Genomic DNA, 26,079 nt, shown 5'->3' with positions numbered 1-26,079 from the left:
TCAGCTTGAAAAAAGCCGGAGGCGGTAACTATTTATGGGGCAGTGCTTTAGCGGTCACACCTGCGAAGTCAGCACTTGAGGAAAGAAACGATCCACCAGCGATGTGCCCTCAGGCCCCAGCAACGCTGCATAGGCCGCGCGACTGAACGGCTCGCCAGTGCGCATATTCAACAGCTGTCGACCCGCAACCGGTGCTGACACTTCTTTGATTCGCACCCTCATGAACCGGTAGAAGGCGCCGCGCACCTCATCGAGCTGCTCGATCTGGAAATAGCGCCCAGGCAGAAACACCGACTCAGCCTCTCCGGGGCTGGTCGAGAACGGCGCAATCGGCGTTGCATTCAGGTACTGCTTTGCCGGCAGTTCGAACACCACCGAACTGTCGTCAAAGGTAACCGGTGCCGTGATGGAAACAGCGTTGGCGCCCGCTTGATTGCTGGCGAACGTGCGCGCCTGATAGGGGTTTTCGCTGAAGGAGGCTATGTCGGTGTTGGTGAGCACATCACCCACCTGAACGCGGCCACTGCGAAAGAACTGTCCCGAGGTGCTTCGCTCACCGCTGCCGCCACGATACAGCGTGACGTCATTGTTAAAGCCCAATGTGCCGATGTCATCGACGAACCGCCGGATGTCCTCGACCTGTTCGGCCGTCGTCGCCAATCCGGGGTGCTCTGCGTCTTCGTAGACCGTGCCGGTACGCAGGTACTGGTTATAGACCCCGCCATCATCGGTGTAGCGACGAATATTGGGGCCATGAAATGTCGCATCGGGGGTTCTGAACACCCGGTGCGTGGCGTCCCACGGATCAATGTGAACCTCCTCGCCTTCGGAGTCGGTCACCACCTCTTCTTCCGGCTCCATCCGGTAGATATCCATGACGGCTTCCTGACGCGCAATCGCCGCCTCCGCCAGGTGCTTTTCCTCGTAAACGTTGATCAGCATGTAGTGATCCCAGAAGGTGGAACCCGTTACACCGTAGGCCGTGGAGGTTGGCTGCACGGATGAACCCAAGGGAACGTCAAAAGGAGCACCGCCCGCCAGGCCGATTCTGGCGACCTGCTCCCACTCCCCGTGAGGGTTCAGGAAAACAGGCGGCCCCGAAGAAAAAGCGAACGGGTTCTGGGGGTCCACCACCTTCCAACCGGGCAACGATTCATCGAACAGCACCCGGTAGGGCAGTCCGCCCAGCGTGATCCATGTTTCTCCGTTTGCGAGCTGTTGAATGCCCCGCCATCTTCCTGTGGTCGCCTGCGGCGTCACCCCGTCGAGGGTCAGATGGTTACCGTTCAGGTTGGCCAGTGCGTCCACCGCGGGCTCTTGGCTGACGGGCACTGACGACGACACTGCCTCGTCCGCCCCGCGCACTGCGGCACGGGCGCTGCCGGTCAAAAGGGGTAAATTGAAGGCCAGGTAAATGGCATTGACGATCGCGCCCAATACGCCGGCCTTGCGCTGAGCGGCCGTCTTGCCCGAGAAGGCCTGGTCAATGTTCAACCCGATATTGACGGCACTGGCGCCGATCACCGCCAATGCGATCGGCCAGCCCAACAACGCAAGGTTGCCCGAGACCCGAACGAAGGCATCGAGATACCCCATCCAGATTTTCTTGCACAGTTCGGTGTTGCTGGTCAACAGCACGCGAGCATCGGCCGCCATGTCCTCTTTGGCGTTATCACGCAAATACTCGAACGGATCACCCGGGATCGGTTCTTTGATCTGATTGACCAAGACCCGGCCCTCTTCCCATTCGTGGACGAGTAACCTGTCGATAAGCTGATCGAACGCTGCGATGCGCGTCGGCAGATCAACGGATGTACGCAGAAAGTGATTGCGTGCCGCTTCACGGGTGGCCGTTGACGCAAAGCGTGCCTTGACCCAATCAAACACCTCACGCGCCCCGGCAAAGCGATGAAACGGCGTGAGTTCCCCAGGGACATACAGCGTTTGGGCACCGTGCTCGTCGACCATTCGCAGGATGTCGCGCGCCTTGAAGCCGCCGATATCCAGCCAGTGGAACGTGTTTTTGGTCGTCGACCGGACGGGTGCTTGCAGCAAGGCGCGCGTGGGGCTGGCGATCCCCTCGCCCAACATCCCGTCGATCAACGCATCGAAATCCGCAATGGAGATCTGCCCATCGCGCAATGAGCGCCCTGCTGCCGCAAGGTATTCAACCTTGGCGAGCACGCAGAAGGTCTGATCATGATCGCGCCAGAACCGTTCGCGTTTCTGCTGATAGCCCACGCTGAAATCCAGCGCCCAAAAATCCGCAAGAACGTCTCGGGCGAGCAGCGGCACCTCGTTGTTGTCGTTGAAAATGCCGTGATCCGCCCGGTCGGTGTAAAAGCCTCCGTACATCGAAAGCTCGTCAGTTGACACCTGATCCTGTGGAGTAAAACGGCGCATGAGCAACTCGATCAGGGTCATCGACTCGACCGGCTTGCCCGCATGCTCCCAACCGGAAAACGTCCGAGGACTGCTGACCGCGCCGCTGAATCGATGCCAGTAGACAGTCTCCGGGTCTAGCCGCTTACCGGTGCGTTTAAAGATGATGCGCTGGGCGGCACGACGGGCCATGTCATGCAGATCCGGATAGTCGGCGACATACTGGCGAGCGGTTTCCCGCACTACCTGTTGGTCATTGGGATTGAACTGAAGCGTTGCAGAAGTCATGGCTTCCTGAGTCCTTGAAGGAGGGAAGCCGTACGTGATCACAGGCCGTCCAGCCTGCTGCGATAGATAGTTATGTCATGCGCGAACGCGGTCACCCCGATTGCGATCAGCCTTCGGGCGCGCCACGTATTAATTGGCAAAGCTTTGACAGCCTGCCAATTCAACAGGTTAAATCCCTTGGCACGCCGACTGCATGGTCAGTCCGCCCGTGCTTTCAATTTCTGCTTATGTCTGGAGTACCGCCCTTGGATGCCACGACCATCAACAGCCTGTTCCTGATCGGCGCGTTGCTGGTGGGTGCAAGTATTCTGGTCAGCTCGCTGTCCTCGCGCCTCGGCATTCCGATTCTGGTGATCATCCTGGCGGTCGGTATGGTCGCGGGCGTCGACGGCGGCGGCATCATCTTCGACAACTACCCCACCGCGTATCTGGTCGGCAACCTCGCACTCGCGGTGATCCTGCTCGACGGCGGCTTGCGAACGCGGGTCGCGAGCTTCCGCGTAGCGCTCTGGCCCGCACTGTCGCTCGCCACGGTTGGCGTGCTGATCACCACCGGGCTGACCGGCATGGTTGCGGCCTGGCTGTTTGACCTGAACATCATTCAAGGCTTGCTGATCGGCGCTATCGTCGGTTCCACGGACGCTGCAGCCGTCTTCTCGTTGCTCGGCGGCAAGGGCCTGAACGAGCGGGTGACCGCCAGCCTTGAGATCGAATCCGGCAGCAACGACCCGATGGCGGTGTTCCTCACCGTCACCTTGATCGACATGCTGTCCAGCGGCCAGACCGGGCTGCACTGGAGCCTGCTGGGGCATCTGATTCAGGAGTTCGGCATCGGCGGCATCATCGGTCTGGGCGGCGGCTGGTTGATGCTGCAACTGGTCAACCGAATCAATCTGGCCAACGGCCTCTATCCGATCCTCGTGGTCGCAGGCGGCCTGGCGGTGTTCGCGTTGACCAATGCCATCCACGGCAGCGGCTTTCTGGCGGTGTATCTGTGTGGCCTGGTGCTCGGCAACAAACCGATCCGCAGCCGTCACGGCATTTTGCACATGCTCGACGGCATGGCCTGGCTGGCGCAGATCGGCATGTTCCTGGTGCTGGGCCTGCTGGTCACGCCCCATGACCTGCTGCCCATCGCCCTGCCCGCTCTGGGCCTGGCGCTGTGGATGATTCTGGTGGCGCGCCCGCTGTCGGTGCTCGCCGGCCTGCTTCCGTTCCGGGTGTTTCACGGTCGCGAAAAGGCGTTCATTGCCTGGGTCGGCCTGCGCGGAGCGGTCCCGATCATTCTGGCGGTGTTCCCGTTGATGGCGGGCCTGCCGCACGCTCAGCTGTACTTCAACCTGGCGTTCTTTATCGTGCTCGTCTCGCTGCTGGTTCAGGGCACGAGCCTGCCGTGGGTCGCCAAATGGCTGAAGGTGACGGTCCCGCCAGATCCTGCCCCGATCTCACGAGCGGCGCTGGAAGTCCACGTGACCAGCGAGTGGGAGTTGTTCGTTTACCGACTCGGCGCGGAAAAATGGTGCATCGGCGCCGCCCTTCGCGAGCTGAAAATGCCGGAAGGCACACGCATCGCTGCCCTTTTTCGGGGTCAGCAACTGCTCCATCCGTCGGGTAGTACGGTTCTGGAGACCGGTGACCTGCTCTGCGTCATTGGCCATGAACACAACCTTCCGGCGCTCGGAAAGCTGTTCAGCCAGGCACCACAAAGGGGTCTGGATTTGCGCTTCTTCGGCGACTTCGTGCTCGAGGGAGACGCTCAGCTCGGGGCTGTCGCGGCGTTGTACGGTTTGAAGCTCGACGGCCTGGATTCGAATATGCCGCTCAGCCAGTTCATCATTCAGAAGAATCGCGGCGCCCCAATTGTCGGCGACCAGGTCGAATGGAACGGAACTATTTGGACAGTTGCGGTTATGGACGGGAACAAGATCCTCAAAGTGGGCGTCAGATTCCCCGAAGGAAGCCGCCCGGGTCCCGGGCTCTTCCTCTAAACTGCTCTCCTTTCCTGATTGTTCGACCCGGTGTCTATGTTCACGCTGCGTACTTTTTTTGCCTCTGCCCTGCTTGGGCTATGCCTGTCGTCACTCCCGGCGCTTGCCGCCGACACGCCTCCACCTTCCAGCGAAGCCGTTCAGCAGAGCCTGGACAAGATCGCCGACCGGAAACTGTCGCCTGACGATCAAAAGGCCATGCAGCAAGTGCTGGAGCAGACGCTCGGTTTCCTCGCCAGCCAGAAGGACAACCAGAAGAAGCTCGATGACCTGAAGAAACAGCTGGCCGACGCGCCCAGGCAGACCGCCGAGAACCAGAAAGAGCTGACGCGCCTCAAAGGCATTCGTCAGGTGCCTGTCGCCCAGCGTTACGCCAACATGAGCGTTCCGCAACTTGAGCAGATGCTCAGCGACCGCAGCACCCAGCAGGCCGACCTGCAGAAAGCCCTGAACGATGCCAACAGCATGACGATTACCGCGCAGACCCGCCCCGAGCGTGCGCAAGCGGAAATCAGCAGCAGCCAGACGCGCATCCAGACCATCAACGGCATCCTCAAGAGCGGCAAGGACGCTGGCAAGGCCATCAATGCCGACCAGCGCAATCAGCTGAACGCCGAACTGGCCTCGATCAACGCCTTGATCGCGCTGCGTCGTCAGGAACTGGCAGGCAACAGCCAATTGCAGGATCTGGGCGGTAGCCAACGTGACTTACTCACCGAGAAGGTCGCCCGTCAGGATCAGGAAATCCAGGACCTGCAGACCCTGATCAACGACAAACGCCGCGCGCAGTCCCAGGAAACCGTGACGCAGCTGTCGATCGAAGCGCAGAAGGCCGGCGGAAGCAGCCTGTTGGCGACTGAAAGTGCGGCGAACCTCAAACTCTCCGACTACCTGTTGCGCGGCACCGACCGCCTCAACGAACTGACGCAACAGAACCTCAAGACCAAGACCCAGCTGGACGCCATCACCCAGACCGATCAGGCGCTGGACGAGCAGATCAACGTGTTGAGCGGCAGCCTGCTGCTCTCCAAGATTCTCTACAAACAGAAGCAGTCTCTGCCCAAGCTGAAACTCGACAGCGGCCTGGCCGACGAAATCGCCGACATCCGCCTGTATCAGTTCGAGGTCAATCAGCAGCGCGAACAGATGAGCAACCCGAGCAACTACGTCGACAGCTTGCTGGCAACGCAGAAGCCGGAAGACGTCACCCCGGCGCTGCGCAAGACTTTGCTGGACCTGGCAACCACCCGAACCGACCTGCTGGAACGCCTCAACCGCGAACTGAGCGCGCTGCTCAACGAGTCCATCACGTTGCAGCTGAACCAGAAGCAACTGGTCAGCACGGCGCTTAGCCTGCGTCAGACCCTCGACGAGCAGATGTTCTGGATCCCGAGCAACAAACCGCTGGATCTGGAATGGTTCGAGCGCGTTCAGCCGCGCTTGATGAAACAGATCACCACCCTGCCCTGGACCTCCAGCCTCAGTGAACTGGCCGACGGCCTGACCCAGCGCCCCCTGATTTTCCTGCCGCTGCTGCTGGTGATCGGCGCCTTGATGTGGAAGCGCAAGGCGCTCTACGACAAGCTCAACCGGCTGCACGGGGACATCGGACACTTCAAGCGTGATCGGCAGTGGCAAACGCCGCTGGCGATTTTCATCAACATCCTGCTGGCCATGCCGCTGTCACTCGCGCTGGCGTCGTGTGCGCTGGCGCTGCAGATCGACGCGCGGGAACAGAACGTCAATCTGGGCGCGGCACTGTTGCAAATTTCGCTGGCCTGGCTGGTGTTCTACACCGCGTACCGCATTCTGGCGCCGGGTGGCGTGGCGCAGCTGCACTTCCGCTGGGAAAAGCCTCAGGTGGAATTTTTGCGCGGCTGGATTCGTCGTTTGGGTCTGGTGGTGCTGGCGCTGGTCACCGTGGTTGCCGTCGCGGAGCATGAACCTTCGGCGTTGGCGGACGATGTCATCGGCATCGCCGTGGTGCTGACTTGCTACGCCCTGATGACGTGGTTGCTCGGCCGTTTGCTGCTCACCAGCCCGACCCACCAGAACGCCTCACTGTTCCGTCGTGCAGTGGGCCTCGCCTTCACCGCGCTGCCGGTCGCGCTGTTCGTTGCCGTGTGCTTCGGCTACTACTACACCGCGCTGAAACTCAGCGACCGACTGATCGATACCCTCTACGTCCTCATGCTGTGGCTGGTCATCGAAGCCGCCTTCGTTCGCGGCCTTGGCGTCGCGGCGCGGCGTCTGGCCTATCAGCGAGCGCTGGCCAAACGTCAGGCTGCCAAAGAGGCGGGCGACGGCGAGATACCGGTGGAAGAGCCGACACTGGACATCGAACAGGTCAACCAGCAGTCGCTGCGACTGATTCGTCTGGCCTTGCTGGCCGGTTTCGTCGGGGCCCTGTACTTCGTCTGGGCCGACCTGATCACGGTGTTCTCGTACCTGGACAACATCACCCTGTACGAATACACGAGTGGCACCGGCGCCAACATGAGCATGGTGCCGATCAGCCTGGGCGACCTCATCGGCGCACTGGTGATCATCGGCATCACCTTCGTGCTGGCGGGTAACCTGCCCGGTCTGCTGGAAGTGCTGGTGCTGTCCAAGCTGAACCTCAAGCAGGGCAGCTCGTACGCCACCACAACGCTGCTGTCCTACATCATCGCGGGCGTCGGTTTCGTCTCCACGCTGTCGGCATTGGGCGTCAGCTGGGACAAGCTGCAATGGCTGGTCGCCGCACTCTCGGTTGGCCTGGGTTTCGGCATGCAGGAGATCTTCGCGAACTTCATCTCCGGCATCATGATCCTGTTCGAACGCCCGGTGCGGATCGGCGATACCATCACCATCGGCAACCTGTCGGGGACGGTGAGCAAGATCCGCATTCGTGCAACGACCATCACCGACTTCGACCGCAAAGACATCATTGTCCCGAACAAGACGTTCATTACCGGGCAACTGATCAACTGGTCGCTGACCGACACCATCACCCGCGTCACGCTCAAGCTTGGCGTGGACTACGGCTCCGATCTGGACCTTGTTCGCAACCTTCTGCTCAAGGCCGCACGTGAAAACCCTCGGGTTCTGAAGGAACCTGAGCCGATCGTCTATTTCCTGAATTTCGGTGAGAGCACGCTCGACCACGAACTGCGCATGCACGTGCGCGACCTTGGGGACCGCAACCCGGTGCTCGACGAGATCAACCGCTTCATCAACAAAGAATTCAAGAAGCAGCACATCAATATTTCGTTCCGGCAGATGGAGGTTTACCTCAAGAACATGCAGGGACAGGAGTACAAAATGGTGCCGATCGAGCCAGAGCCGAAATACATCGCTCCGGCGCCTGCCTCGCCGACTGCCATGCCCTCCGCCCCGAAGGATGTGCCTGAGCCGCCGGACGTCAAGCTCGACTGACCCGAAGAATCCCAGCAGAATGGTCGGACATTCTGCTGGAGGCATCCCTTGAAAGCCCTCGACGAGCTGACCTTCGATAATCGCTTCGCCCGCCTGGGCGACGCGTTTTCCACGTCCGTACTGCCCGAACCCATTGCCGAGCCACGCCTGGTGGTCGCAAGCGATGCGGCCTTGGCGCTACTGGACCTGGACGCTGCGCAAGCCGAAGAGCCGGTGTTCGCCGAGCTGTTCAGCGGCCACAAGCTATGGGCTGAAGCCGACCCGCGCGCCATGGTCTATTCCGGCCATCAATTCGGTTCCTACAATCCACGCCTGGGCGATGGCCGTGGCCTGTTGCTCGGCGAGGTGTACAACGACGCAGGCGAACATTGGGACCTGCACCTCAAGGGCGCAGGCCAAACGCCCTACTCGCGCATGGGCGACGGTCGCGCCGTGTTGCGCTCCTCCATCCGCGAATTTCTCGCGTCCGAAGCACTACACGCGCTGGGCATCCCGACCAGTCGCGCGGGTTGCGTGATCGGCTCGAGTACGCCGGTCTGGCGGGAAAAGCAGGAACGCGCAGCGATGGTGTTGCGGCTTGCGCAAAGCCACGTGCGCTTCGGCAGCCTCGAATATTTCTTCTACACCAAGCAGAACGATCAGTTGAAAGAACTGGCCGACCACGTCCTGTCGCTGCACTACGCCGAATGTCTGGAACAGCCGGAACCCTATCTGGCGATGTTCCGCACGATCGTCGAACGTCAGGCCGAACTGATCGCCAAGTGGCAGGCCTACGGTTTTTGCCACGGCGTGATGAACACCGACAACATGTCGATTCTGGGCATCACATTCGACTTCGGTCCGTTTGCCTTTCTGGACGACTTCGATCAGAACTTCATCTGCAACCACTCGGATCACGAAGGGCGTTACTCCTTCAGCAATCAAGTGCCGATTGGCCAGTGGAACCTCAGCGCACTCGCTCAAGCCCTGACGCCGTTCATCAGCGTCGAAGCCTTGCGTGAAGCACTGGGCATGTTCTTGCCGCTGTACCAGGCGCACTACCTGGATCTGATGCGTCGCCGCCTTGGCCTGACGACGGCCGAAGATGACGATGCCGACCTCATCGCCCGTTTGCTGCAACTGATGCAGAACAGCGCCGTCGACTACAGCCTGTTCTTCCGCCGCCTGGGCGAAGAGTCCGCCGACATCGCCGTCAGTCGCCTGCGCGACGACTTCGTCGACATGCTCGGCTTCGACGCTTGGGCCCAGATGTACATAGCCCGCATCGCCCGCGAACCGGCCGCAAATCAGGAAGACCGTCGCGCCCGGATGCACGCCGTCAACCCGCTCTACATCCTGCGCAACTACCTCGCCCAGCGCGCCATCGAAGCCGCCGAGCAAGGCGACTACAGCGAAGTCCGTCGGCTGCATCAAGTGCTGTGCACGCCATTCGAAGAACAGCCCGGCATGGACAGTTATGCACAGCGTCCGCCGGATTGGGGCAAGCATCTGGAGATCAGTTGTTCGTCGTAGTGATCGACGAGGGTTCGGCATCACGAGAGGGAGAAGGCTTATCGAAAAAAGAGGCCGAGGTGGGCGCCTGCGCAGAGTGCTTTTGTACAGAGAGGTCACTTATGGCCTCTGCCTCTTTTTTCTCTGACACCGCGATACTCGCCAGAATGTCGTACAAATTGAGTCCTCGCTCCGCCAGCTCATTTGGCTCCCCACCGGGGCTGGCCAACTCCACACGAATCTTCTCAAGTAACTCAGCTTCGTAATCTCCTGGGTAGCAATCCTGAACCTGCTCAATCTTTGGCAGCCCTCTGTAGAAGTTCAGGACCTCCGTGAGGAACACCGGAACCCTCCCAGTTTGCGCGCTTTCCAATTGGCAGCGAGTGACCGCTCCTTTCTCCCATTCAGACTTGATACGCTCACTTTCAGACCACGCCGCCCGCCGCTCATTGATGGTGTAACCGCCACTGTCATCGTAAGCAATGAGTGACAACTGATCTCGAGACAAGCCCGCAAACGGATTTTTTGCGTAACGGCTACCGTTGATGGTTTGGTTGACGTATTCGGTGGCCTGTTTCGCACGAGCCAGGTGTTCGGCATCATCTGTGTCGGGCTGCTCCAAATCGTGCCGGGATTTCCCGAACGTGTACCCGTCCAACGCAAAATTGTTTATCTGCTTCTTTGCATAAGCAGCCAGTTCATCACGAGACAGTTCCTGTTCTCGTTTGCTGGATCGAAGCGCGCTTTCACTTAATTGCCGGGCCAGCAGAGACACATTTGCGTTATCCGTCTGCACCCTCGAAGAATCTGGCTCTTTCACAACCTCACTGCCAGCGGTGGTTTCTTTGTCCACTTTCACACTGACAGGTGCCGTTATCGCAACGCCTATGCCTTGGATCATATCGCCCTCCAGTATTGTCATATTAAAGATGGCCAGCTATTTAGCGGCCACCCTTAAGCTGAGCCTATTAACGCATTATGAGATTTACGCTCCAATCGTGATTGGAGTAGTTAACAGTGGTGATACTGATGTCACATCTTGCACCACCACTGGCGACAGCGTTTTTATTCCACTTGGGTGTTCTGACACCGCCCGGCGTGGAGTTCATCAGATAACTGGTCGTGAACTGGCACGACTTACCCCCGGATTTGTACGTCACCATCGCATAGGTAATGGGTGAAGAGCCCGTCGCACTTACGATATAACTTCGAGTACCTCCGCTCTCCACATTGGAAGGTTTTGGAGAGGCGTTCGAATACGTCGTCAATTCGTTCCTGCTACTACCGGACTGGTAAGTCGCAACCTCCGTCGTATTGTTAGTAAAGCTTACGGTAACCTGCGGCGTCGCAATAGCCGATCCTGCACTAAGCATTGCAATCACCGACATGGCAGTTTTAATCGTCTTGGCATTTCTCATTTTGAACATCCTTTTTTATTAGATCTAAAAAAAGCTAATCAGATACCAACAATCACCACAACGACTCGAACGGATAGTCCTTTCGGAGCACAACACCATTACCCTCTTTGCAACTCCCATAAGCGTTCAGTCTTGAAGTGATACCGCCGACTATTCTGCAGTCGGCGTCGAACTGCTCACCGCCTCGCCCTTACCCATTGACGCGGTGGCGCTCGATCCACCAGGGAGGGACGTTGATAGGGACGCTGCCTGTACGGGTTTGACCGCCTTGGCCGCAGAGGCCTCTTGCTTGGCCCATCGTTCATTCCACGACACTGGCGTCGCCGAAGTCCTGGGGGTGAATTTCTTTCTGAGCAGCGGACTGCCCGGGTCGGCCTTGCTTTTCTGGGTGTCGACGATCCCGGCAAGGATGTCGTAAAGCGTCAGTTTGCGATCGCCGCCCTGACGGGTCACGACGCCCGGGAAACTCGGCAGAGCGGGATCGGACTTGATCCTTGCTTTAAGCAGGGTCTCGGTGTCCTTTGGGTAGTCCACCGCTTTTTCGATCGCAGGCAGCGACTTGTAGTAGCTGAGGGCTTCGTTGTAGAACTTTGTCGCGTTGCCTGTGCGGGCTTGCTCGAGGATACCGGCGGGAATAGCGGTCTTGCGCCAGGCATCGTCGATTTTCTGCACGCCCTGGTACGCCGCGCGTCGTTCGTTCAGGGTAAACGCGCCGCTGTCATCGTAGGCAATCACGTTGAGCTGTTCGCGAGACAGCTTCTCAAACGGGCTCTTCGCATTCGAGTGACCAGCCAGCGTCAGGGTGACAAACTCACTGGCCCTTCGCGCCCGGTCCAACAGCTCGGGGTCACGCGTATCGGGCACTTCCATCGCCCGGGTGTAGTTGTTGGCCTTGGGCGATTCGACCAGAAATTCGTTGATGCGATTGAGGCCATACTTGCCTAACTCGGCATGGGTCATGACCGCATCCCGCGCGGCCGCACGCGCCGTGCTTTCGCTCAGTTGGCTGGCAAGGGTTGAGAAGGTCGCCTTGTCGGCAGGCGTTTTCGTGGTTTTATCCACAACGGCCGGATCACTCGGTTTTTCGGAAGAGGTCGACGCGGCCACCTTGTTCGGCATGATGGCGGAAAGAGCGTTTTGCAACTGACTGATCATCGGCGTTTCCCTGGCAATGAAGGGTCAGGGGCGGCTGTCCGGAAGGTGGATTGATAGCCCCTTGATGGGAGGCTATCGATGGAGATGCAGGGCGGATAGCTGGGCGAACGGGGGGTTCTTTAGGATAAACCACAGAAACAAAATCGCCTGTACACCCGCGCGTCCAAGGTCGCGAACGTATTAATCAAGACATCCTGAGCGTTGCCGGGCACTCAAGAACATGAGGTGAGCACTCAGCTTGATAAAACCCGCCCCAGCCTCCACTTATCGGTTATCAGCCCTTCTCTATTTCAGGTAGCCACCATGTCTGACGCGCTGTTGATCCCCTGCCCTCACTGCAACGGCCTCAATCGCATCCCTGCGAACCGGGTCGGTGATCAGCCCAAATGCGGTCGCTGCAAGCAGTCTGTTCTGCTGACGAAGCCGTTCAACCTCACCCAAGGCGACTACGCCAGTCAGATCAAGGGCGATCTGCCGTTGTTGGTGGATGTCTGGGCGGACTGGTGCGGGCCGTGCAAATCCTTTGCGCCCACCTTCGAGCAGGCGGCCGTGCAGTTGAGCGGTCGCGTGCGTCTGGCGAAGCTGGACAGTGAAGCCAATCAGCAACTTTCGGCCCAGTTGGGCATTCGTTCGATTCCCAGCCTGATTCTGTTCAAGAACGGCCGCGAAGTCGCGCGCCAGAGCGGCGCCATGCCGCTTCAGCAACTGATCGCCTGGCTCGCCAGCCACGGAATTTGACAGCTGTTTCGCCAGAGCTTGAAGTGCACGACAGCCAACGATGTAGGTCATTTCTGAAAGCGCTTTTCAGCACGACGGTCGCCGACATCAGCGTCTAGGGTTTGCCATTCCCACCGCAACCCTGGAGCAGTAAGCGATGACACGTGCGATCAGAGAAGGCGACGCGACGACGACAGGCGGCACCGTTTTGAAGGCCTCGGGATCACTGACATGGGAGGACCGCCGCCTGGCCCGCATGGGGGACCCGGTATGGTGTCCCGAATGCGAGCAAGTCGGGTTCATTGCCCAGGGCAACCCGACCTTCATCGATCAGTTGATCGCCGTGGCCACGCACACGCAGACCGTGAAATGTGGCTGCGCAGAAGGCAGCAATCGACTGATCGCCAGCCAGGATCATCTGGTGGCGGATATGGACGCGGCCATTGCCATTCCGAAGGATGAGGCAGAGCAGGCGCGTAAGCGGGCGAAACGCCTGACGAAATCCATCCAGATAGAACATCCACCGAGAGTGGTTTAGACGCTCTGTTGCACATCATTAACAGAGAGGGCTCTACGGATTTTTCATACAAGACACCGCGAAGGCACTGACAGCACCTAGGCATGGCGTTGCGTACCGTGGACGACTTTGATTTTTCCGTTGTTCGGCGAGTGCCGGGCGTACGGCAGAAGCAAGCTATCGACGGGAGTTTCTATGGCTTTTCACGGACGATTCGTAATCAATAACTCAGAATTTTCGCCCTTGACCATTTTCGGCATCGGCAAGTTCATGGCCTTCTCTGGCAACAGCGTTTACCGGAATCGGGGCACGCGTTGACCGGCGCCAGCAAAATACCCGTGAGGTCCACGGGGTTGCACGCTTATGGGTGGATAGAGGTCATCGCACATGCAAGCACTTGCCCATAAGGCGTGTAAGGTTTTACTGTTTTTGACTCTGCTGATACTCGCGGTGTTATTCCTGCACACGTATCCATATCCCATGCCCGCGGAACAACTTGAATACTGGTTCCATGCGGCAAGTTGTTTAGGTATAGCCAACCCGGAGGACCTCTATTTTCCCACCATGTGGGTGATTGACCTCATCGCCGCCACAGTCGCGTATCGCGTGATTATCAAGCTGTGCAGCAAATCACCCACACCAGCCCCTCGCCTGCCAGCAGATAACTAGCGTCGTGCAGGCCTATTGCTGGGATGGACGACGTATTGCTTATGACCATTACGTCCTGAGGTGTGGCTACCGCTAGCGCCTGCGCCCCCTCAGTCAGCCGCGTTGCTCTCCAACAACCGATGCAACTCCACAAACTGCTGGCTCAGCTTGTGCCGAGGGTCCAGATGGATGAGCGGCATGTTGGCCTGATGCGATTCGCGCATCTTCACCGAGCTGTTGAGGTAGACCGGCAGCACCGGCAATCCCTCGGCGATCAGTTCGTCGAGAATCTGTTGCGGCAGGCTGGCGCGTGACTGGAACTGGTTGACGATGATCCCTTCCACTTCCAGCTCTTCGTTGTGGTCCTCCTTCAACTCGTCGATTTCCTTGAGCAAGCCATAGAGGGCCTGGCGCGAGAAGCTGTCGCAATCGAAGGGTATCAACACGCGGTCTGCGGCAATCAATGCCGACACGGCATAGAAATTCAACGCGGGCGGTGTATCCAGATAGATACGGTCGTAATCCTCGTCGAGCTCTTCCAGCAATTTACGCAGCTTGTTGATCTTGTGCTTGGCCTCGAGCTTGGGCTGCAGGTCGGCCAGTTCGGCGGTCGCCGTCACCACGTGCAGATTCTCGAAGGGCGTCTCGTAGATATCGACCTGGTTTTTCTTCGAGAACGGGCCGGCGGAAAGCGTGTGCTTGAAAAAGTCGGCGATGCCCATGGGAATGTCCTCGCCGGTCAAACCCGTCAGGTATTGCGTCGAGTTGGCCTGAGCATCGAGGTCGATCAAGAGCGTCCGGTGGCCCTCATGGGCACTCACGGCCGCCAGATTGCAGGCAATGCTCGACTTGCCAACGCCACCTTTCTGATTGAACACCACACGCCGCATGTGAAAACTCCCTGTTGCTGTGTTGCAGTGGAGGATCGCCCGGCGACCCGATGAATGGGCCGAGTCTAGGCAAACCCTGCTACTAGGGCGAGCGCTTCAGGCAAAAGAGACAACAGAAACGGACGAATCCTACGTGAATACGTGAAATTACCTACTTACAAATTGCTACAGATCGCATGCATCGGGATAATGCCCGCCACTCGGTGATAGCGCCGCGCCATGGTTGGTGTCACTTCGGATACTCGAAGCCAGGAAGTAAGCCCGCATAGGGGCGGGATGATAATTCGTGATCAACTTCAACATTGCACAGTGGCGCGCGTGGGCTCCCGGGCTGACGACGGTCGAGGACTGGCGCCAATGGGGCGAGAACCCGACACGCCTGAGCGATCAGGGCGAAGCGCCAGACGTGTCTTTTCTGCCCGCCATGCAACGGCGACGCCTGAGCCGCTTGGCGCGGATGGCGTTCAGTGTGGGTTGGCCGCTGGCTGAAGGGCACGCACAACTGCCGCTGGTGTTTGTCTCACGACACGGCGAGACGCCCCGCACCTTCGAGATCCTAAGTGATCTGGCGGCCGATCAGCCATTGTCGCCGACCCAATTCAGCCTTTCTGTGCACAACGCCGTGATTGGCCTGTGGTCCATCCTGCGCAACGAAACCAGTGAAATGACAGCCTTGGCGGCAGCGGGTGACGGGCTTGAGCATGGTGTGCTGGAAGCCGCGACGTTGCTGAACGAAGGGGCACCCGCCGTATTGCTGATCGTGACCGAAGAGCAGCCCCCTGCCGCCTATGCCCCCTGGATCGACGACGTGCCGTTCCCCTATGCACTCGGGCTTTTGTTGACGCCAGGCGACGAATGGCAGCTGGCGTTAAGCACTTGTCAGTCTAACGACGGCGCGAATGTCTCCGGCAAATGGCCACACGCCCTCAACCTTTTACGCGCGCTGTCGACACAACAGTGCGCTTTGCAGCATCCCTGGAAAAACCGGCAATGGAACTGGCAACACAACCGCTGAGCAAAAGTCGCGACGCCTACTACTGGCGACTGCTGACAACAGCCCTGAGTTTCGCCCTTTTCGGGCTGGGCGGGTTGTGCCTGCGTTTGGCGATATTTCCGTTGCTGGCATTACTGCCGGGCAACGCCTGTGCCCATCAACGCCGCGCCCGCCGGACCATCAGCCGTTTGTTCTGGACGTTCATCCGCTTTATGGCCAGGGTCGGCGTGCTGACCTACGAAGTCGAAGGCGCCGAGTGCCTGGGACGCCCGGGCCAGATGATCATTGCCAACCATCCCTCACTGATCGATGTGGTGTTTCTGATCGGCCTGGTGCGTGACGCCAACTGCGTGGTCAAGCAGAGCCTGTGGCAGAACCCGTTCACCCGGGGCCCGGTCCGCTCCACCGGTTATGTGAGCAATGACGGCAGCGCGGACATGCTGGAGAACGCCGCCCATCTGCTGCAGACCGGCCAGACCCTCATCATTTTCCCCGAAGGCACGCGCACCCAACCGGGCAAGGCGCCTGCGTTCCATCGCGGTGCGGCGGCCATCGCGCTGCGCGGCGCGAACGTCATCACCCCGGTCACGATCCATGTGTCGCCGACCACCCTGACCAAGGCCGAACCCTGGTACCGCATTCCCCTGCGCCGCCCGCATTTTCACCTGCGTGTGGGCAACGATATCGACCCAGCGGCGTTTGCCGCGCTTGGCCCGGCCCCTGTGGCGTCGCGCAAGCTCAATGACCATCTGCATCACCACTTCATCAAGGAGCTCGCCACAGATGAGCGATCTGCACCTGGAAATTAAACAGCTGATCATCGATGCCTTGGGCCTCGAAGACATCAGCACCCATGACATCGGCAACGACCAGACGCTGTTTGGCGAAGGTCTGGGCCTGGACTCGGTCGACGCCCTGGAGCTGGGCCTGGCCATTCAGAAACGCTACGGCATCAAGATCGATGCCGACGCCAAAGACACACGCACCCACTTCACCAGCGTCGACAGCCTCGCGGCCTTCGTCAACGCACGCCAAGTGGCCTGAGGACTGAACATGCAATCCCGTGAAGACATCTTCGAAACCCTGCGCACTGCAATGGTTGAGCTGTTCGAACTTGAACCTGAGCGCGTTACCCTCGAAGCCAATCTGTATCAGGACCTCGAAATCGACAGCATCGATGCCGTCGACCTGATCGACCACATCAAACGCAAGACCGGCAAGAAAATCGCCGCCGAAGAGTTCAAGTCCGTACGCACCGTCGGCGATGTGGTCGAAGCGGTTTACCGCTTGGTCAACGCCGCCGCATGAGTCGCCTGACCGGCCTGCTACTGGTGCTTGCGGGCGTGCTGTACCCGTTCGCCGTGTATTTCGGCATGGAGCACTTCTCGCCCTGGCAATTCGCGCTGTTGCTCGGCTCTCTGTGGGCGGCCCGGGTACTGACCGGTGAGCGACGTCCGGATAACCTGGGCATGGCACTGGTCGCCATCGGCTTTTGTCTGCTGCTGGTCGTCTTTGACAGCTCGCGACTGTTGCGCTGGTATCCCGTGCTGATCAGCGGTTTCATGCTGACGCTGTTCGGACTTAGCCTGTTGCGGGGTATGCCGATGGTGGAGCGGCTGGCTCGCCTGACAGACCCCGACCTGCCAGACATCGCCATCCGCTATACGCGCCACGTCACGCAGGTCTGGTGCCTGTTTTTCCTGTTCAATGGCCTGGTGGCTGCCGCGCTTACGCTATGGGCGCCGCTGAGTTGGTGGACGCTGTACACCGGCCTCATTGCCTACGGTTTGATGGCGACGCTGTTTGCCGCCGAATGGATCGTTCGCCAGCGTGTTCGAGGCCGTGCATGAGCTGGATGAACCTTGAACGGCTGTTGCTGGACGCTGATCCCACCCGTGAGGTTGCTCACTCGCCCGCCTTGAGCCATGCGCAGTGGCGTGAACGAACGTTGGGTGTCGCCAGCGCGCTGCAAGCGCGAGGGGTATCCAGCGTCGCCATTCACCTGGAAGACGCCGGCGATCTCGCCGTGGCCCTGTTCGCCGCATGGCGCGCGGGCGTCAGTGTCCTGCTGCCGTCCGACCTGCAGGCGCAAACCCGTGAGCGCTGGACGCACCGCGTTGACCTGTGGCTCACCGATCTCCCCGGCGATATTCAACTGGACACCCTGAGCGCTGACCCACTCGAACCGGCATCCCTGGACCTGGACACGTGCGTGTTGAGCCTGTGCACCTCCGGCTCGAGCGGCGAGCCCAAGCTGATCGAGAAAAAGCTTCGGCAACTGGCCAATGAAGTCACGGCCCTGGAGCGGTTGTGGGGCGCGGACCTGGGCCACGCCTGCATCATCGGCAGCGTGGCTGCGCAACATATCTACGGACTGCTGTTCCGGGTTTTGTGGCCGCTGTGCGCCGGTCGTCGTTTCGTGCGAAAGCAATTGCCCTTCCCCGAAGACCTGCAGCGGGCGAGTCGCGAGCATGAATCGTTCGCCTGGGTCGCGAGCCCTGCCCTGCTCAAGCGCATGGGCGATAACCTCGACTGGAGCAGCATGAGCGCTGTGCGCCGGGTGTTTTCGTCCGGAGGCGCTTTGCCGACAGACGCCGCACAGAGCCTGCATGACCGCCTGGGTCAGTGGCCGACAGAAATTCTTGGCAGCTCGGAAACCGGTGGGATTGCCTGGCGTCAGGGCGATCCGTTGTGGCGCGCGTTTGACGACGTGAAGCTGAGCCAGGACGACGATGGCGCGCTTCGCATCGAATCCCCTTATCTGCCTGCCGGGCACGTCGAGCAGACGGCGGACGCTGCACGGTTTACCGAGGAGGGTCGCTTCGAACTGCTGGGTCGGCTGGACCGCATCGTCAAACTGGAAGAAAAGCGCATTTCCCTGCCGCTGCTCGAACAAGCGCTCACCACTCATGATTGGGTCAGCGAAGCCCGCTTTGGCGTGGTGCGAGAAAACCGGGCATCGCTGGGCGCGCTGGTGGTGCTGAGCGCCAGCGGTGTTCACGCCTTGCGCAATCAGGGCCGGCGCGCGCTGACCAACGCCTTGCGCCAGCATCTGGTGCCTCACTGCGAGGCGCTTGCGCTGCCAAGGCGTTGGCGTCTGTTGACCCAGCTGCCGCTCAACCCCCAGGGCAAGCTGCCTCAAGCGCAGGTGGAGGCCCTGTTGGTGGCGCCCCGCATTCAAGGGCCTGAACGGGTCAGCCAGCAGCAGGTCGGTGACGAACTGCAACTTGAGCTGGTCGTGCCCCTGGACCTGGCGCATTTCACCGGGCACTTCCCCGGCACGCCGATTCTGCCGGGCGTGGTGCAGGTGGATTGGGCGATCACGCTGGGTCAAGGCTTGATGAGCCTGCCGCCCCGTTTCGCGGGCATGGAAGTGCTCAAGTTTCAGCAACTGGTGCGCCCCGGCGATCGCCTCAGCCTTACGCTTCGCTTCGATCAGGAGCGCGGCAAGCTGCATTTCGCTTACCGCAATGGCGAAGCGGCCTGCTCCAGTGGACGGATTTTGTGGGTGAATGCAGGTGTTTGATTCGCCTCCAAACCGCTCGCGGAACACAGTCCCGGTGCAGCGTCGTGTTCGAAAAGGATTTTTCAATGCATAACCCCTGCGCCGTTATCCCGGTTTACAACCACGAACTGGCCGTACCTGCCGTGGTTCAGGAGCTGCTGGACGCGGGTTTGCCGTGCGTTCTGGTCGATGACGCCAGCAGCCCCGCTTGCGCCGCCGTGCTCCAGACACTGGCCGGGCAGGACAACGTGTTTCTCGTGCAACTGCCCGTCAATCAGGGCAAGGGCGGTGCGGTCATGGCCGGGTTGCGTGAGGCGGCGAAGCTGGGCTTCAGCCACGCGCTGCAGGTCGATGCGGACGGTCAGCACGACCTGAACGACATCGCCGTGTTCCTCGACAGCTCCCGCCAGCACCCGAAGTCGCTGATCTGTGGCTATCCCCAATACGACGCCAGCGTGCCGAAAGGTCGCCTGTACGCCCGCTACCTGACGCACGTCTGGGTCTGGATCAACAGCCTGTCGTTGCAGATTCCCGACTCCATGTGCGGGTTTCGCGTCTACCCGCTCAAACCGGTTCTGCACCTGATCGACACCGTGAATCTGGGCAAGCGCATGGACTTCGACCCGGAAATTCTCGTGCGCCTGTCGTGGCGCAATCAGCCGATGCAGTGGCTGCCGACCAAGGTGCATTACCCGCAGGACGGGCTCTCGCATTTCCGGCTGTTTCATGACAACGCGCTGATTTCGAAGATGCACGCCAAGCTGTTCTTCGGCATGTTGGCGCGCTTTCCGCTGATTCTCTGGCGGCGGTGGCTGCCGTGAGCGAGGGCGAGAACAAACAGCATTGGGCCGAACACGAAGAGCGCGGCAGTTTCCTTTTGATGAAACTCACCGCCTGGGGCGTCAAGGTCCTCGGACGCCGCGTGTTGAGCCCGATACTGCACGGCATCGTGTTGTACTTTTTCCTGTTCGGTCGTAGCGCTCGTCGCAGTGCCTGGCAATACCAGCAACGCCTGGCCGACTCGACTCAGCGACATGAACTGCGCCCCACCACCTGGCGTGTCTTCAAGCAGTTCATGGCCTTCGCCGAGGCGTTGCTGGACAAGCTCGACGTCTGGAACGGCAAGCTTGGCCTTGAGCAGATCGAAATCATCGACTCCGCCAACCTGCGCGATCAATTGCGCGGCGAGCGTGGGCAGATGCTGGTGGGCGCACATTTGGGCAACCTCGAAGTCTGTCGCGCACTCGCCGAACTGGGCGAAAAAGTCACGATGAACGTGCTGGTCCACACCAAGCACGCCGAGCGCTTCAATCGCCTGCTGGGCGAAGCCGGCGCCACCAACTTGCGGCTGATTCAAGTCAGCGAACTGGACCCGGCAATCATGCTGCAACTGAGCCAGCGCCTGGACCGCGGTGAGTGGCTGGCGATTGCCGGCGACCGCGTCCCGCTGCACGGCGGACGCAACGTTCGGGTGGACTTTCTCGGCCACTCGGCAGCGTTCCCTCAAGGCCCATGGCTGCTGGCCGGCCTGTTGAAGTGCCCGATCAACCTGATTTTCTGTCTCAAAGGCTCTGCCGGTTATCGCGTGGTGCTCGAGCCGTTTGCCGCCGCCATCGAATGGCGGCGCAGTGATCGCCAGCAGGTGATCGCGCAATGGACTCAACGTTACGCCGACCGTCTGGCGCACTACTGCCTGCAAGCGCCGCAGCAGTGGTTCAACTTCTACCCGTTCTGGAAATCCGATGACGAACCAAGCACCTGAGCCGATCATCTTCGGCGAGCGTCCTCTGAGCATTGAGGAAGTCCTGGCCCTGTCCAACCGGCAGCGCCCGACCGCGCTGCAAAGCGACAAGGACTATCGCCAGCGCATCGCCAAGGGGGCGCAGTTCCTCGATTCCCTGCTCGACAAGGAAGGCGTGATCTACGGCGTCACCACCGGCTATGGCGACTCTTGCGTCGTCGCTGTGCCGCTGCAACACGTCGAGGCGCTGCCACGTCATCTGTACACCTTCCACGGCTGCGGGCTGGGCAAACTGCTCGACGCTCAGGCGACCCGTGCGGTATTGGCCGCCCGCCTGCGCTCCCTGTGCCATGGCGTGTCGGGCGTTCGCGTCGAACTGCTGGAGCGTCTGCAGGCGTTTCTTGACCACGACATCCTGCCACTGATTCCGGAAGAAGGGTCGGTCGGCGCCAGCGGCGACCTGACCCCGCTTTCGTATGTCGCGGCCACGCTGTCCGGCGAGCGCGACGTGATGTTCAACGGCGAGCGTCGCCCGTCTGCGGATGTGCACCGTCAGCTCGGCTGGGACCCGCTGGTGCTGCGCCCGAAGGAAGCGCTGGCGCTGATGAACGGCACCGCGGTCATGACCGGCCTGGCGTGTCTGGCGTTTGCCCGCGCTGACTACCTGTTGAAACTCGCGACCCGCATCACGGCGCTGAACGTAGTGGCCCTGCAAGGCAATCCGGAGCACTTCGACGAGCGTCTGTTCGCCGCCAAACCGCATCCGGGTCAGATGCAAGTTGCCGCCTGGCTGCGCAAGGACCTGGCCATCGACGCACCCACCGCGCCGCTGCATCGCTTGCAGGATCGGTATTCCCTGCGTTGCGCGCCCCACGTACTGGGCGTGCTGGCCGACAGCCTGAACTGGCTGCGCGGCTTCATCGAGATCGAGCTCAACAGCGCCAACGACAACCCGATCATCGACGCCGAAGCTGAGCGCGTGCTGCACGGCGGCCACTTCTACGGCGGTCACATTGCTTTCGCCATGGACAGCCTGAAGAACCTGGTCGCCAACGTCGCCGACCTGCTGGATCGCCAACTGGCGCTGCTGGTGGACGAGCGTTACAACCATGGACTGCCGAGCAATCTGTCCGGCGCTGCGGCGGATCGCGCAATGATCAACCACGGCTTCAAGGCCGTGCAGATCGGCACCAGTGCCTGGACCGCCGAAGCGCTGAAAAACACCATGCCCGCCAGCGTGTTCTCCCGCTCCACCGAGTGCCACAACCAGGACAAGGTGAGCATGGGCACCATCGCCGCTCGCGACGCCATTCGCGTGCTGGAGTTGACCGAACAGGTCGCGGCAGCGGCATTGATCGCTGCCAATCAGGGCGTCTGGTTGCGCAGCCGCGATACCGAAGCACGACCGCTTCCTCCGGTGCTGGCCGCCATGCACGCGCAACTGCGTGAAGACTTCCCGCCCGTCATCGAAGACCGCGCGCTGGAGGGTGAACTGCGCCTGTGTCTGAAGCGCATCGCCGACCAGCACTGGAGGCTGCATGCGTAGCAAAGGCGTTATCCACGAAGACACCGAAGTGCTGGTGCCGTTTTTCGACGTCGACACCATGCACGTGGTCTGGCACGGGCATTACGTGAAATACCTGGAAGTCGCGCGCTGCGCACTGCTCGACAAACTCGGGCACAACTACACCCACATGCTCGAATCGGGTTACGCGTGGCCGGTGATCGACCTGCAACTGCGTTACGTGCGCGGCGCAGTGTTCGGCCAACGCATCAACGTGCGCGCCAGCCTCGTGGAATGGGAAAACCGTCTGAAGATCGATTACCTGATCACAGACAAGGTGACGGGTGAACGTCTGACCCGCGCCAGTACCGTCCAGGTGGCCGTCGACGTCAACAGTCGCGAAATGCAGCTGGCCTCGCCCAAGGTGTTCGTCGCCGCCGTCGAGAGGGTGTTGTCATGAAGCGCACTGGCAAAGCATTTTGCACGTTGCTGCTGCTGAGCCTGACGACGCTGGCCCACGCCTTCGACCTGCAGCAACTCAGCGAGCAACTGGCGAAACCGAGTGTGATCCATGGACGTTTCGTTCAGGAAAAACACTTGCGTTCGCTGCCGCAACCGCTGACCAGCAAGGGCAACTTCGTGCTGGCGAAAGACTTCGGCTTGTTGTGGCTGTTGAATACGCCGCTCAAACAGGATTACCGCATCACCTCCGCGGGCATCGCCCGGCGCGCGATGGATGAAGACGGCCACTGGCAAATGCTTCCCGGCAAAAGCGCAGGTGCCGAGCAGAACCGGTTGTTCCTGGCGGTACTGCAAGGTGACAGCAGCGGCTTGCAGCGTGATTTCGACTTGCACGTGACCGGCGACGCCCAGGCATGGCAACTGACACTGGTGCCACGCTCTTTGCTGCTGCAACAGGTGTTCAAGCAGATCAACATTGACGGCGGCGCGCTGGTTCAACGTATCGAGCTGTTGGAAACCCAGGGCGACAGCACCCTGCTGAAGATGATCGACAGCACCAGCGCTACACCGCTGAGCGATTCGGAGCGCGCTGATTTTGCGCCTTGAACGTCTGTTGCCGCGCCTGTTCCTGATCGTCCTGCTGGCCGTGCTCGCACTGGCGGGCTGGCAATGGCACGCCGGCGCGCCCCTGTCGGCGAACTTGATGGAACTGGTCCCCGGCAGCAGCCCTGACGCCCTGGAGCTGCGCGCCGAGCAACGTATTCAAGAGCCGTTGAACCGCGAAATGCTGGTGCTGGTCGGGCATGCCGATCAACTGAAAGCGGTAGAACTGGCCCATAAGATCAGTGATCAATGGCAGGCGAGCGATCTGTTTGAAAAGGTTCAGTGGAACCTGCAGGCCGACCTTCCAGCGTTGCGTGAGCAACTGCTGCAAGGCCGACTGGCGATGCTGTCGGACAGCGACCGAACGCAATTGATCGAACAGCCCCAGGCGTTCATTCAGAAACGTGTCCAAAGCCTGTTCGACCCGTTCGGCGGTTTCAGCCTGGTGCCCAGCCAGGATGACTGGCTGGGGCTGACCGGCCGCATCCAGAACAGCCAGCCCACCCAGGGTTCGGTGCAACTGGACATCGGCAGCGGCGCGCTGATCGCCCACGCCGACGGCAAGCACTGGGTGCTGTTGAGGGCGCGAACCAAGGCGGACGCGTTCGACATGAGCCTGCCGCTGAAGGTTTCGGCGCTGCTCGATGAGGCGCGCGCCCAGGCCAGCCAGACCGACGCTCAATTACTGGCAGCCAGCGGCCTGCTGTACGCGGCCCATGGTCAGCAGCAAGCCACGCGGGAAATCACCTGGGTCGGCGGCGGTGCCATCCTGGGCATCCTTCTTCTGTTGCTGCTGGCCTTCAAACGCTGGCGGGTTTTGCTGGCGTTCTTGCCGGTCGTGGTCGGCATGCTGTTCGGTGCCACCGCCTGCATTGCGCTGTTCGGCAAGATGCACGTCATGACACTGGTGTTGGGCTCGAGTCTGATCGGCGTTGCCGTTGACTACCCACTGCATTACCTGTCCAAGGGCTGGAGCCTGCAACCGTGGCGCAGCTGGCCGGCATTGCGCCTGACCGTGTCGGGCCTGAGCCTGAGTCTGGCCACCAGTTGCATCGGCTACCTTGCGCTGGCCTGGACACCGTTCCCTGCCCTGACGCAGATTGCCGTGTTCTCCGCCGCCGGCCTGATCGGGGCATACCTGACGGCCGTGTGCCTCTTACCTGCTCTGCTCCGGGGCGTCGAGCTGCGCCCGGCACAATGGCCGCTCAAGGTCGCTGAACGCCTGATGGGCCTTCGCGCCCGACTGCTGAGCCGCGTCAGCACGCCGGTCCTGCTGGGTTTACTGCTGATTTTTTGCGCGACCGGCTTGTGGCAACTGACCACGAAAAACGACATCCGCCAGTGGATCGCCGCGCCCCAAAGCCTCACCGATGAAGCGCGCGCGGTGGCGCGCATCACCGGCTATCAGCCCACCAGCCAGTTCTTTCTGGTGCGCGGCGCGGATCAGCAGCAGTTGCTGGAGCGGCAAGCCGCACTCAGTCAGCGGCTGGATCAACTGGTCGCGCTCGGCAAGCTGCAAGGGTATCTGTCGCTCAACCAGCAGGTGGCCACGCCAACCGAACAACAAGCCACGCGCAAGGCACTCGATACGTTGCCCGATCATTGGCAACCGCTGCTGGAACTGGGCGTACCGGTGGAAGCGCTAAACAAAGAGCTGGCAACGCTGCGGGCCCTGCCGCCGCAGGACATCGATCAGGTATTGGCCGGCCCGTTGGGCGAGCCTTGGCGCCTGCTGTGGATGGGCAACGCTGACGGTGGCGTCGCCGGCATCGTCAGCCTTCAGGGTCTGAACGATGCCAATCTGCTTCGCAGCCAGGCGCAGGACTTACCCGGGGTGCAACTGGTTGATCGCCTGGGCGACCTGAACAAGGTGTTTGCCGCCACCCAGATCAGCGCCGCTGAACTGAAGCTGCTGTCCTGCGTGCTGATCGTCCTGTTGCTGATCGTACCGTTTGGCCTGGGCGGCGCGCTGCGGGTGATCGCGCTACCGTTGCTGGCCGCCGTGTGCAGCCTGGCGAGCCTGGGCTGGCTGGGTCAGCCGCTGACGCTGTTCAGCCTGTTCGGTCTGTTGCTGGTCACGGCCATCAGCGTCGATTACGCGATTCTCATGCGCGAGCAGGTCGGCGGCGCCGCCGTCAGCCTGCTGGGCACCTTGCTCGCGGCAGCCACCACGTGGCTGTCGTTCGGCTTGCTGGCGATTTCCAGCACACCGGCAGTCAGCAACTTCGGCCTGTCGGTGAGCCTGGGCCTGGCGTTCAGCTTCCTGCTCGCGCCATGGGCTGGCGATGACCGTCCTCTACCCTCGCACGACGCCAATACCGTCAAACACTCGAAAAGGAAACCTTGTGCCAATAGCTGA

General features: G+C 60.7%; 23 protein-coding genes. 18 read left to right on the top strand and 5 right to left on the bottom strand.

The annotated features are described in order from the left end of the window. Positions 1-54: 54 nt before the first annotated feature. Positions 55-2,670 carry a dermonecrotic toxin domain-containing protein gene (locus tag BLS87_RS07525; protein ID WP_074751666.1) on the bottom strand — a complete coding sequence of 872 codons (2,616 nt, stop codon included), beginning with the start codon at positions 2,668-2,670 and terminating at the stop codon, positions 55-57. Between the two features lie 245 nt (positions 2,671-2,915). Here BLS87_RS07525 and BLS87_RS07520 point away from each other — a divergent pair, with 245 nt between their 5' ends. The 3 genes from BLS87_RS07520 to selO are packed head-to-tail and all read left to right on the top strand — an operon-like array spanning position 2,916 to position 9,587. Next, a complete protein-coding gene (locus BLS87_RS07520; protein WP_074751664.1) occupies positions 2,916-4,658 on the top strand; it encodes a potassium/proton antiporter in 1,743 nt (580 codons plus the stop codon). 36 nt (positions 4,659-4,694) lie between these two features. After that, complete coding sequence (mscK, locus tag BLS87_RS07515; protein WP_074751662.1) at positions 4,695-8,075, top strand: mechanosensitive channel MscK; 3,381 nt, start codon at positions 4,695-4,697, stop codon at positions 8,073-8,075. 48 nt (positions 8,076-8,123) lie between these two features. Then, a complete protein-coding gene (gene selO, locus BLS87_RS07510) occupies positions 8,124-9,587 on the top strand; it encodes a protein adenylyltransferase SelO (protein WP_074751660.1) in 1,464 nt (487 codons plus the stop codon). Here selO and BLS87_RS07505 read toward each other — a convergent pair. From BLS87_RS07505 to BLS87_RS07495, 3 genes are all read right to left on the bottom strand, one after another. Continuing rightward, the gene (locus tag BLS87_RS07505; RefSeq protein ID WP_074751658.1) at positions 9,571-10,467 is read right to left on the bottom strand and encodes a hypothetical protein; all 897 of its coding nucleotides are present in this window, start codon (positions 10,465-10,467) and stop codon (positions 9,571-9,573) included. The two genes, selO and BLS87_RS07505, sit on opposite strands and share 17 nt — an antisense overlap. 67 nt (positions 10,468-10,534) lie before the next feature. After that, positions 10,535-10,984 (bottom strand): hypothetical protein, encoded by a 450-nt coding sequence (locus tag BLS87_RS33655; RefSeq protein ID WP_074751656.1) that lies wholly within the window; start codon positions 10,982-10,984, stop codon positions 10,535-10,537. Between the two features lie 150 nt (positions 10,985-11,134). Next, on the bottom strand, positions 11,135-12,139 hold the full coding sequence (locus BLS87_RS07495; protein ID WP_074751654.1) for a hypothetical protein: 1,005 nt from the start codon (positions 12,137-12,139) through the stop codon (positions 11,135-11,137). Positions 12,140-12,442: 303 nt separating this feature from the next. On the opposite strand from BLS87_RS07495, the gene trxC reads away from it, so the two are divergent. The 3 genes from trxC to BLS87_RS07480 all read left to right on the top strand — a co-directional run bounded on the left by trxC (position 12,443) and on the right by BLS87_RS07480 (position 14,042). Beyond that, positions 12,443-12,877 carry a thioredoxin TrxC gene (gene trxC, locus BLS87_RS07490; protein ID WP_074751652.1) on the top strand — a complete coding sequence of 145 codons (435 nt, stop codon included), beginning with the start codon at positions 12,443-12,445 and terminating at the stop codon, positions 12,875-12,877. Between the two features lie 136 nt (positions 12,878-13,013). Then, a complete protein-coding gene (locus BLS87_RS07485) occupies positions 13,014-13,394 on the top strand; it encodes a PAAR domain-containing protein (protein WP_074751650.1) in 381 nt (126 codons plus the stop codon). Positions 13,395-13,760: 366 nt separating this feature from the next. Then, positions 13,761-14,042, top strand: coding sequence for a hypothetical protein (locus tag BLS87_RS07480; protein WP_074751648.1), 282 nt, complete (start codon positions 13,761-13,763; stop codon positions 14,040-14,042). 89 nt (positions 14,043-14,131) lie between these two features. On the opposite strand, the gene BLS87_RS07475 is transcribed toward BLS87_RS07480, so the two are convergent. Continuing rightward, positions 14,132-14,911: a ParA family protein gene (locus BLS87_RS07475; RefSeq protein WP_074751646.1), complete on the bottom strand. Its 780-nt coding sequence runs from the start codon at positions 14,909-14,911 to the stop codon at positions 14,132-14,134. A gap of 286 nt (positions 14,912-15,197) precedes the next feature. Here BLS87_RS07475 and BLS87_RS07470 point away from each other — a divergent pair, with 286 nt between their 5' ends. From BLS87_RS07470 to BLS87_RS07415, 12 genes are all read left to right on the top strand, one after another. Next, positions 15,198-15,926, top strand: a complete 729-nt coding sequence (locus tag BLS87_RS07470; RefSeq protein WP_074751644.1) for a beta-ketoacyl synthase chain length factor — start codon at positions 15,198-15,200, stop codon at positions 15,924-15,926. Continuing rightward, positions 15,902-16,714, top strand: coding sequence for a lysophospholipid acyltransferase family protein (locus BLS87_RS07465; RefSeq protein ID WP_074751642.1), 813 nt, complete (start codon positions 15,902-15,904; stop codon positions 16,712-16,714). Before BLS87_RS07470 ends, BLS87_RS07465 begins: the two co-directional genes overlap by 25 nt. Then, on the top strand, positions 16,689-16,949 hold the full coding sequence (locus BLS87_RS07460) for a phosphopantetheine-binding protein (protein WP_074751640.1): 261 nt from the start codon (positions 16,689-16,691) through the stop codon (positions 16,947-16,949). Before BLS87_RS07465 ends, BLS87_RS07460 begins: the two co-directional genes overlap by 26 nt. 9 nt (positions 16,950-16,958) lie before the next feature. Next, positions 16,959-17,213 carry an acyl carrier protein gene (locus tag BLS87_RS07455; protein ID WP_074751638.1) on the top strand — a complete coding sequence of 85 codons (255 nt, stop codon included), beginning with the start codon at positions 16,959-16,961 and terminating at the stop codon, positions 17,211-17,213. Then, positions 17,210-17,755, top strand: coding sequence for a COG4648 family protein (locus BLS87_RS07450; protein WP_074751636.1), 546 nt, complete (start codon positions 17,210-17,212; stop codon positions 17,753-17,755). The genes BLS87_RS07455 and BLS87_RS07450 overlap by 4 nt, the downstream gene beginning before the upstream one ends. After that, positions 17,752-19,431, top strand: coding sequence for an acyl-CoA synthetase family protein (locus BLS87_RS07445; RefSeq protein ID WP_074751634.1), 1,680 nt, complete (start codon positions 17,752-17,754; stop codon positions 19,429-19,431). The genes BLS87_RS07450 and BLS87_RS07445 overlap by 4 nt, the downstream gene beginning before the upstream one ends. A gap of 65 nt (positions 19,432-19,496) precedes the next feature. After that, a complete protein-coding gene (locus BLS87_RS07440) occupies positions 19,497-20,231 on the top strand; it encodes a glycosyltransferase family 2 protein (protein ID WP_074751632.1) in 735 nt (244 codons plus the stop codon). A 59-nt stretch (positions 20,232-20,290) separates the two neighbouring features. Next, entirely contained in the window at positions 20,291-21,172 is an 882-nt protein-coding gene (locus tag BLS87_RS07435; RefSeq protein WP_083370646.1) for an LpxL/LpxP family acyltransferase, read from the top strand. Then, entirely contained in the window at positions 21,153-22,697 is a 1,545-nt protein-coding gene (locus BLS87_RS07430; RefSeq protein ID WP_074751630.1) for an HAL/PAL/TAL family ammonia-lyase, read from the top strand. The genes BLS87_RS07435 and BLS87_RS07430 overlap by 20 nt, the downstream gene beginning before the upstream one ends. Continuing rightward, complete coding sequence (locus BLS87_RS07425) at positions 22,690-23,115, top strand: acyl-CoA thioesterase (protein ID WP_074751628.1); 426 nt, start codon at positions 22,690-22,692, stop codon at positions 23,113-23,115. Before BLS87_RS07430 ends, BLS87_RS07425 begins: the two co-directional genes overlap by 8 nt. Further along, complete coding sequence (locus BLS87_RS07420; RefSeq protein WP_074751626.1) at positions 23,112-23,723, top strand: outer membrane lipoprotein carrier protein LolA; 612 nt, start codon at positions 23,112-23,114, stop codon at positions 23,721-23,723. Before BLS87_RS07425 ends, BLS87_RS07420 begins: the two co-directional genes overlap by 4 nt. After that, positions 23,713-26,079: an MMPL family transporter gene (locus BLS87_RS07415; RefSeq protein WP_244165812.1), complete on the top strand. Its 2,367-nt coding sequence runs from the start codon at positions 23,713-23,715 to the stop codon at positions 26,077-26,079. The genes BLS87_RS07420 and BLS87_RS07415 overlap by 11 nt, the downstream gene beginning before the upstream one ends.

This window comes from Pseudomonas abietaniphila, from assembly GCF_900100795.1.
GTDB classification, from domain to species: Bacteria; Pseudomonadota; Gammaproteobacteria; order Pseudomonadales; family Pseudomonadaceae; genus Aquipseudomonas; species Aquipseudomonas abietaniphila.
The sequence above is the reverse complement of the archived record's forward strand: the minus strand, read 5'-3'. Positions and strand labels throughout refer to the sequence as shown.

Excerpts from the sequence above, each read along its gene's own strand:
- BLS87_RS07525 (WP_074751666.1), bottom strand. The coding sequence starts at position 2,670 with ATGACTTCTGCAACGCTTCAGTTCAATCCCAATGACCAACAGGTAGTG.
- mscK (WP_074751662.1), top strand. The coding sequence starts at position 4,695 with ATGTTCACGCTGCGTACTTTTTTTGCCTCTGCCCTGCTTGGGCTATGC.
- BLS87_RS07505 (WP_074751658.1), bottom strand. The coding sequence starts at position 10,467 with ATGATCCAAGGCATAGGCGTTGCGATAACGGCACCTGTCAGTGTGAAA.
- BLS87_RS33655 (WP_074751656.1), bottom strand. The coding sequence starts at position 10,984 with ATGAGAAATGCCAAGACGATTAAAACTGCCATGTCGGTGATTGCAATG.
- BLS87_RS07495 (WP_074751654.1), bottom strand. The coding sequence starts at position 12,139 with ATGATCAGTCAGTTGCAAAACGCTCTTTCCGCCATCATGCCGAACAAG.
- trxC (WP_074751652.1), top strand. The coding sequence starts at position 12,443 with ATGTCTGACGCGCTGTTGATCCCCTGCCCTCACTGCAACGGCCTCAAT.
- BLS87_RS07485 (WP_074751650.1), top strand. The coding sequence starts at position 13,014 with ATGACACGTGCGATCAGAGAAGGCGACGCGACGACGACAGGCGGCACC.
- BLS87_RS07480 (WP_074751648.1), top strand. The coding sequence starts at position 13,761 with ATGCAAGCACTTGCCCATAAGGCGTGTAAGGTTTTACTGTTTTTGACT.
- BLS87_RS07475 (WP_074751646.1), bottom strand. The coding sequence starts at position 14,911 with ATGCGGCGTGTGGTGTTCAATCAGAAAGGTGGCGTTGGCAAGTCGAGC.
- BLS87_RS07465 (WP_074751642.1), top strand. The coding sequence starts at position 15,902 with ATGGAACTGGCAACACAACCGCTGAGCAAAAGTCGCGACGCCTACTAC.
- BLS87_RS07460 (WP_074751640.1), top strand. The coding sequence starts at position 16,689 with ATGAGCGATCTGCACCTGGAAATTAAACAGCTGATCATCGATGCCTTG.
- BLS87_RS07455 (WP_074751638.1), top strand. The coding sequence starts at position 16,959 with ATGCAATCCCGTGAAGACATCTTCGAAACCCTGCGCACTGCAATGGTT.
- BLS87_RS07450 (WP_074751636.1), top strand. The coding sequence starts at position 17,210 with ATGAGTCGCCTGACCGGCCTGCTACTGGTGCTTGCGGGCGTGCTGTAC.
- BLS87_RS07445 (WP_074751634.1), top strand. The coding sequence starts at position 17,752 with ATGAGCTGGATGAACCTTGAACGGCTGTTGCTGGACGCTGATCCCACC.
- BLS87_RS07440 (WP_074751632.1), top strand. The coding sequence starts at position 19,497 with ATGCATAACCCCTGCGCCGTTATCCCGGTTTACAACCACGAACTGGCC.
- BLS87_RS07435 (WP_083370646.1), top strand. The coding sequence starts at position 20,291 with ATGAAACTCACCGCCTGGGGCGTCAAGGTCCTCGGACGCCGCGTGTTG.
- BLS87_RS07430 (WP_074751630.1), top strand. The coding sequence starts at position 21,153 with ATGACGAACCAAGCACCTGAGCCGATCATCTTCGGCGAGCGTCCTCTG.
- BLS87_RS07425 (WP_074751628.1), top strand. The coding sequence starts at position 22,690 with ATGCGTAGCAAAGGCGTTATCCACGAAGACACCGAAGTGCTGGTGCCG.
- BLS87_RS07420 (WP_074751626.1), top strand. The coding sequence starts at position 23,112 with ATGAAGCGCACTGGCAAAGCATTTTGCACGTTGCTGCTGCTGAGCCTG.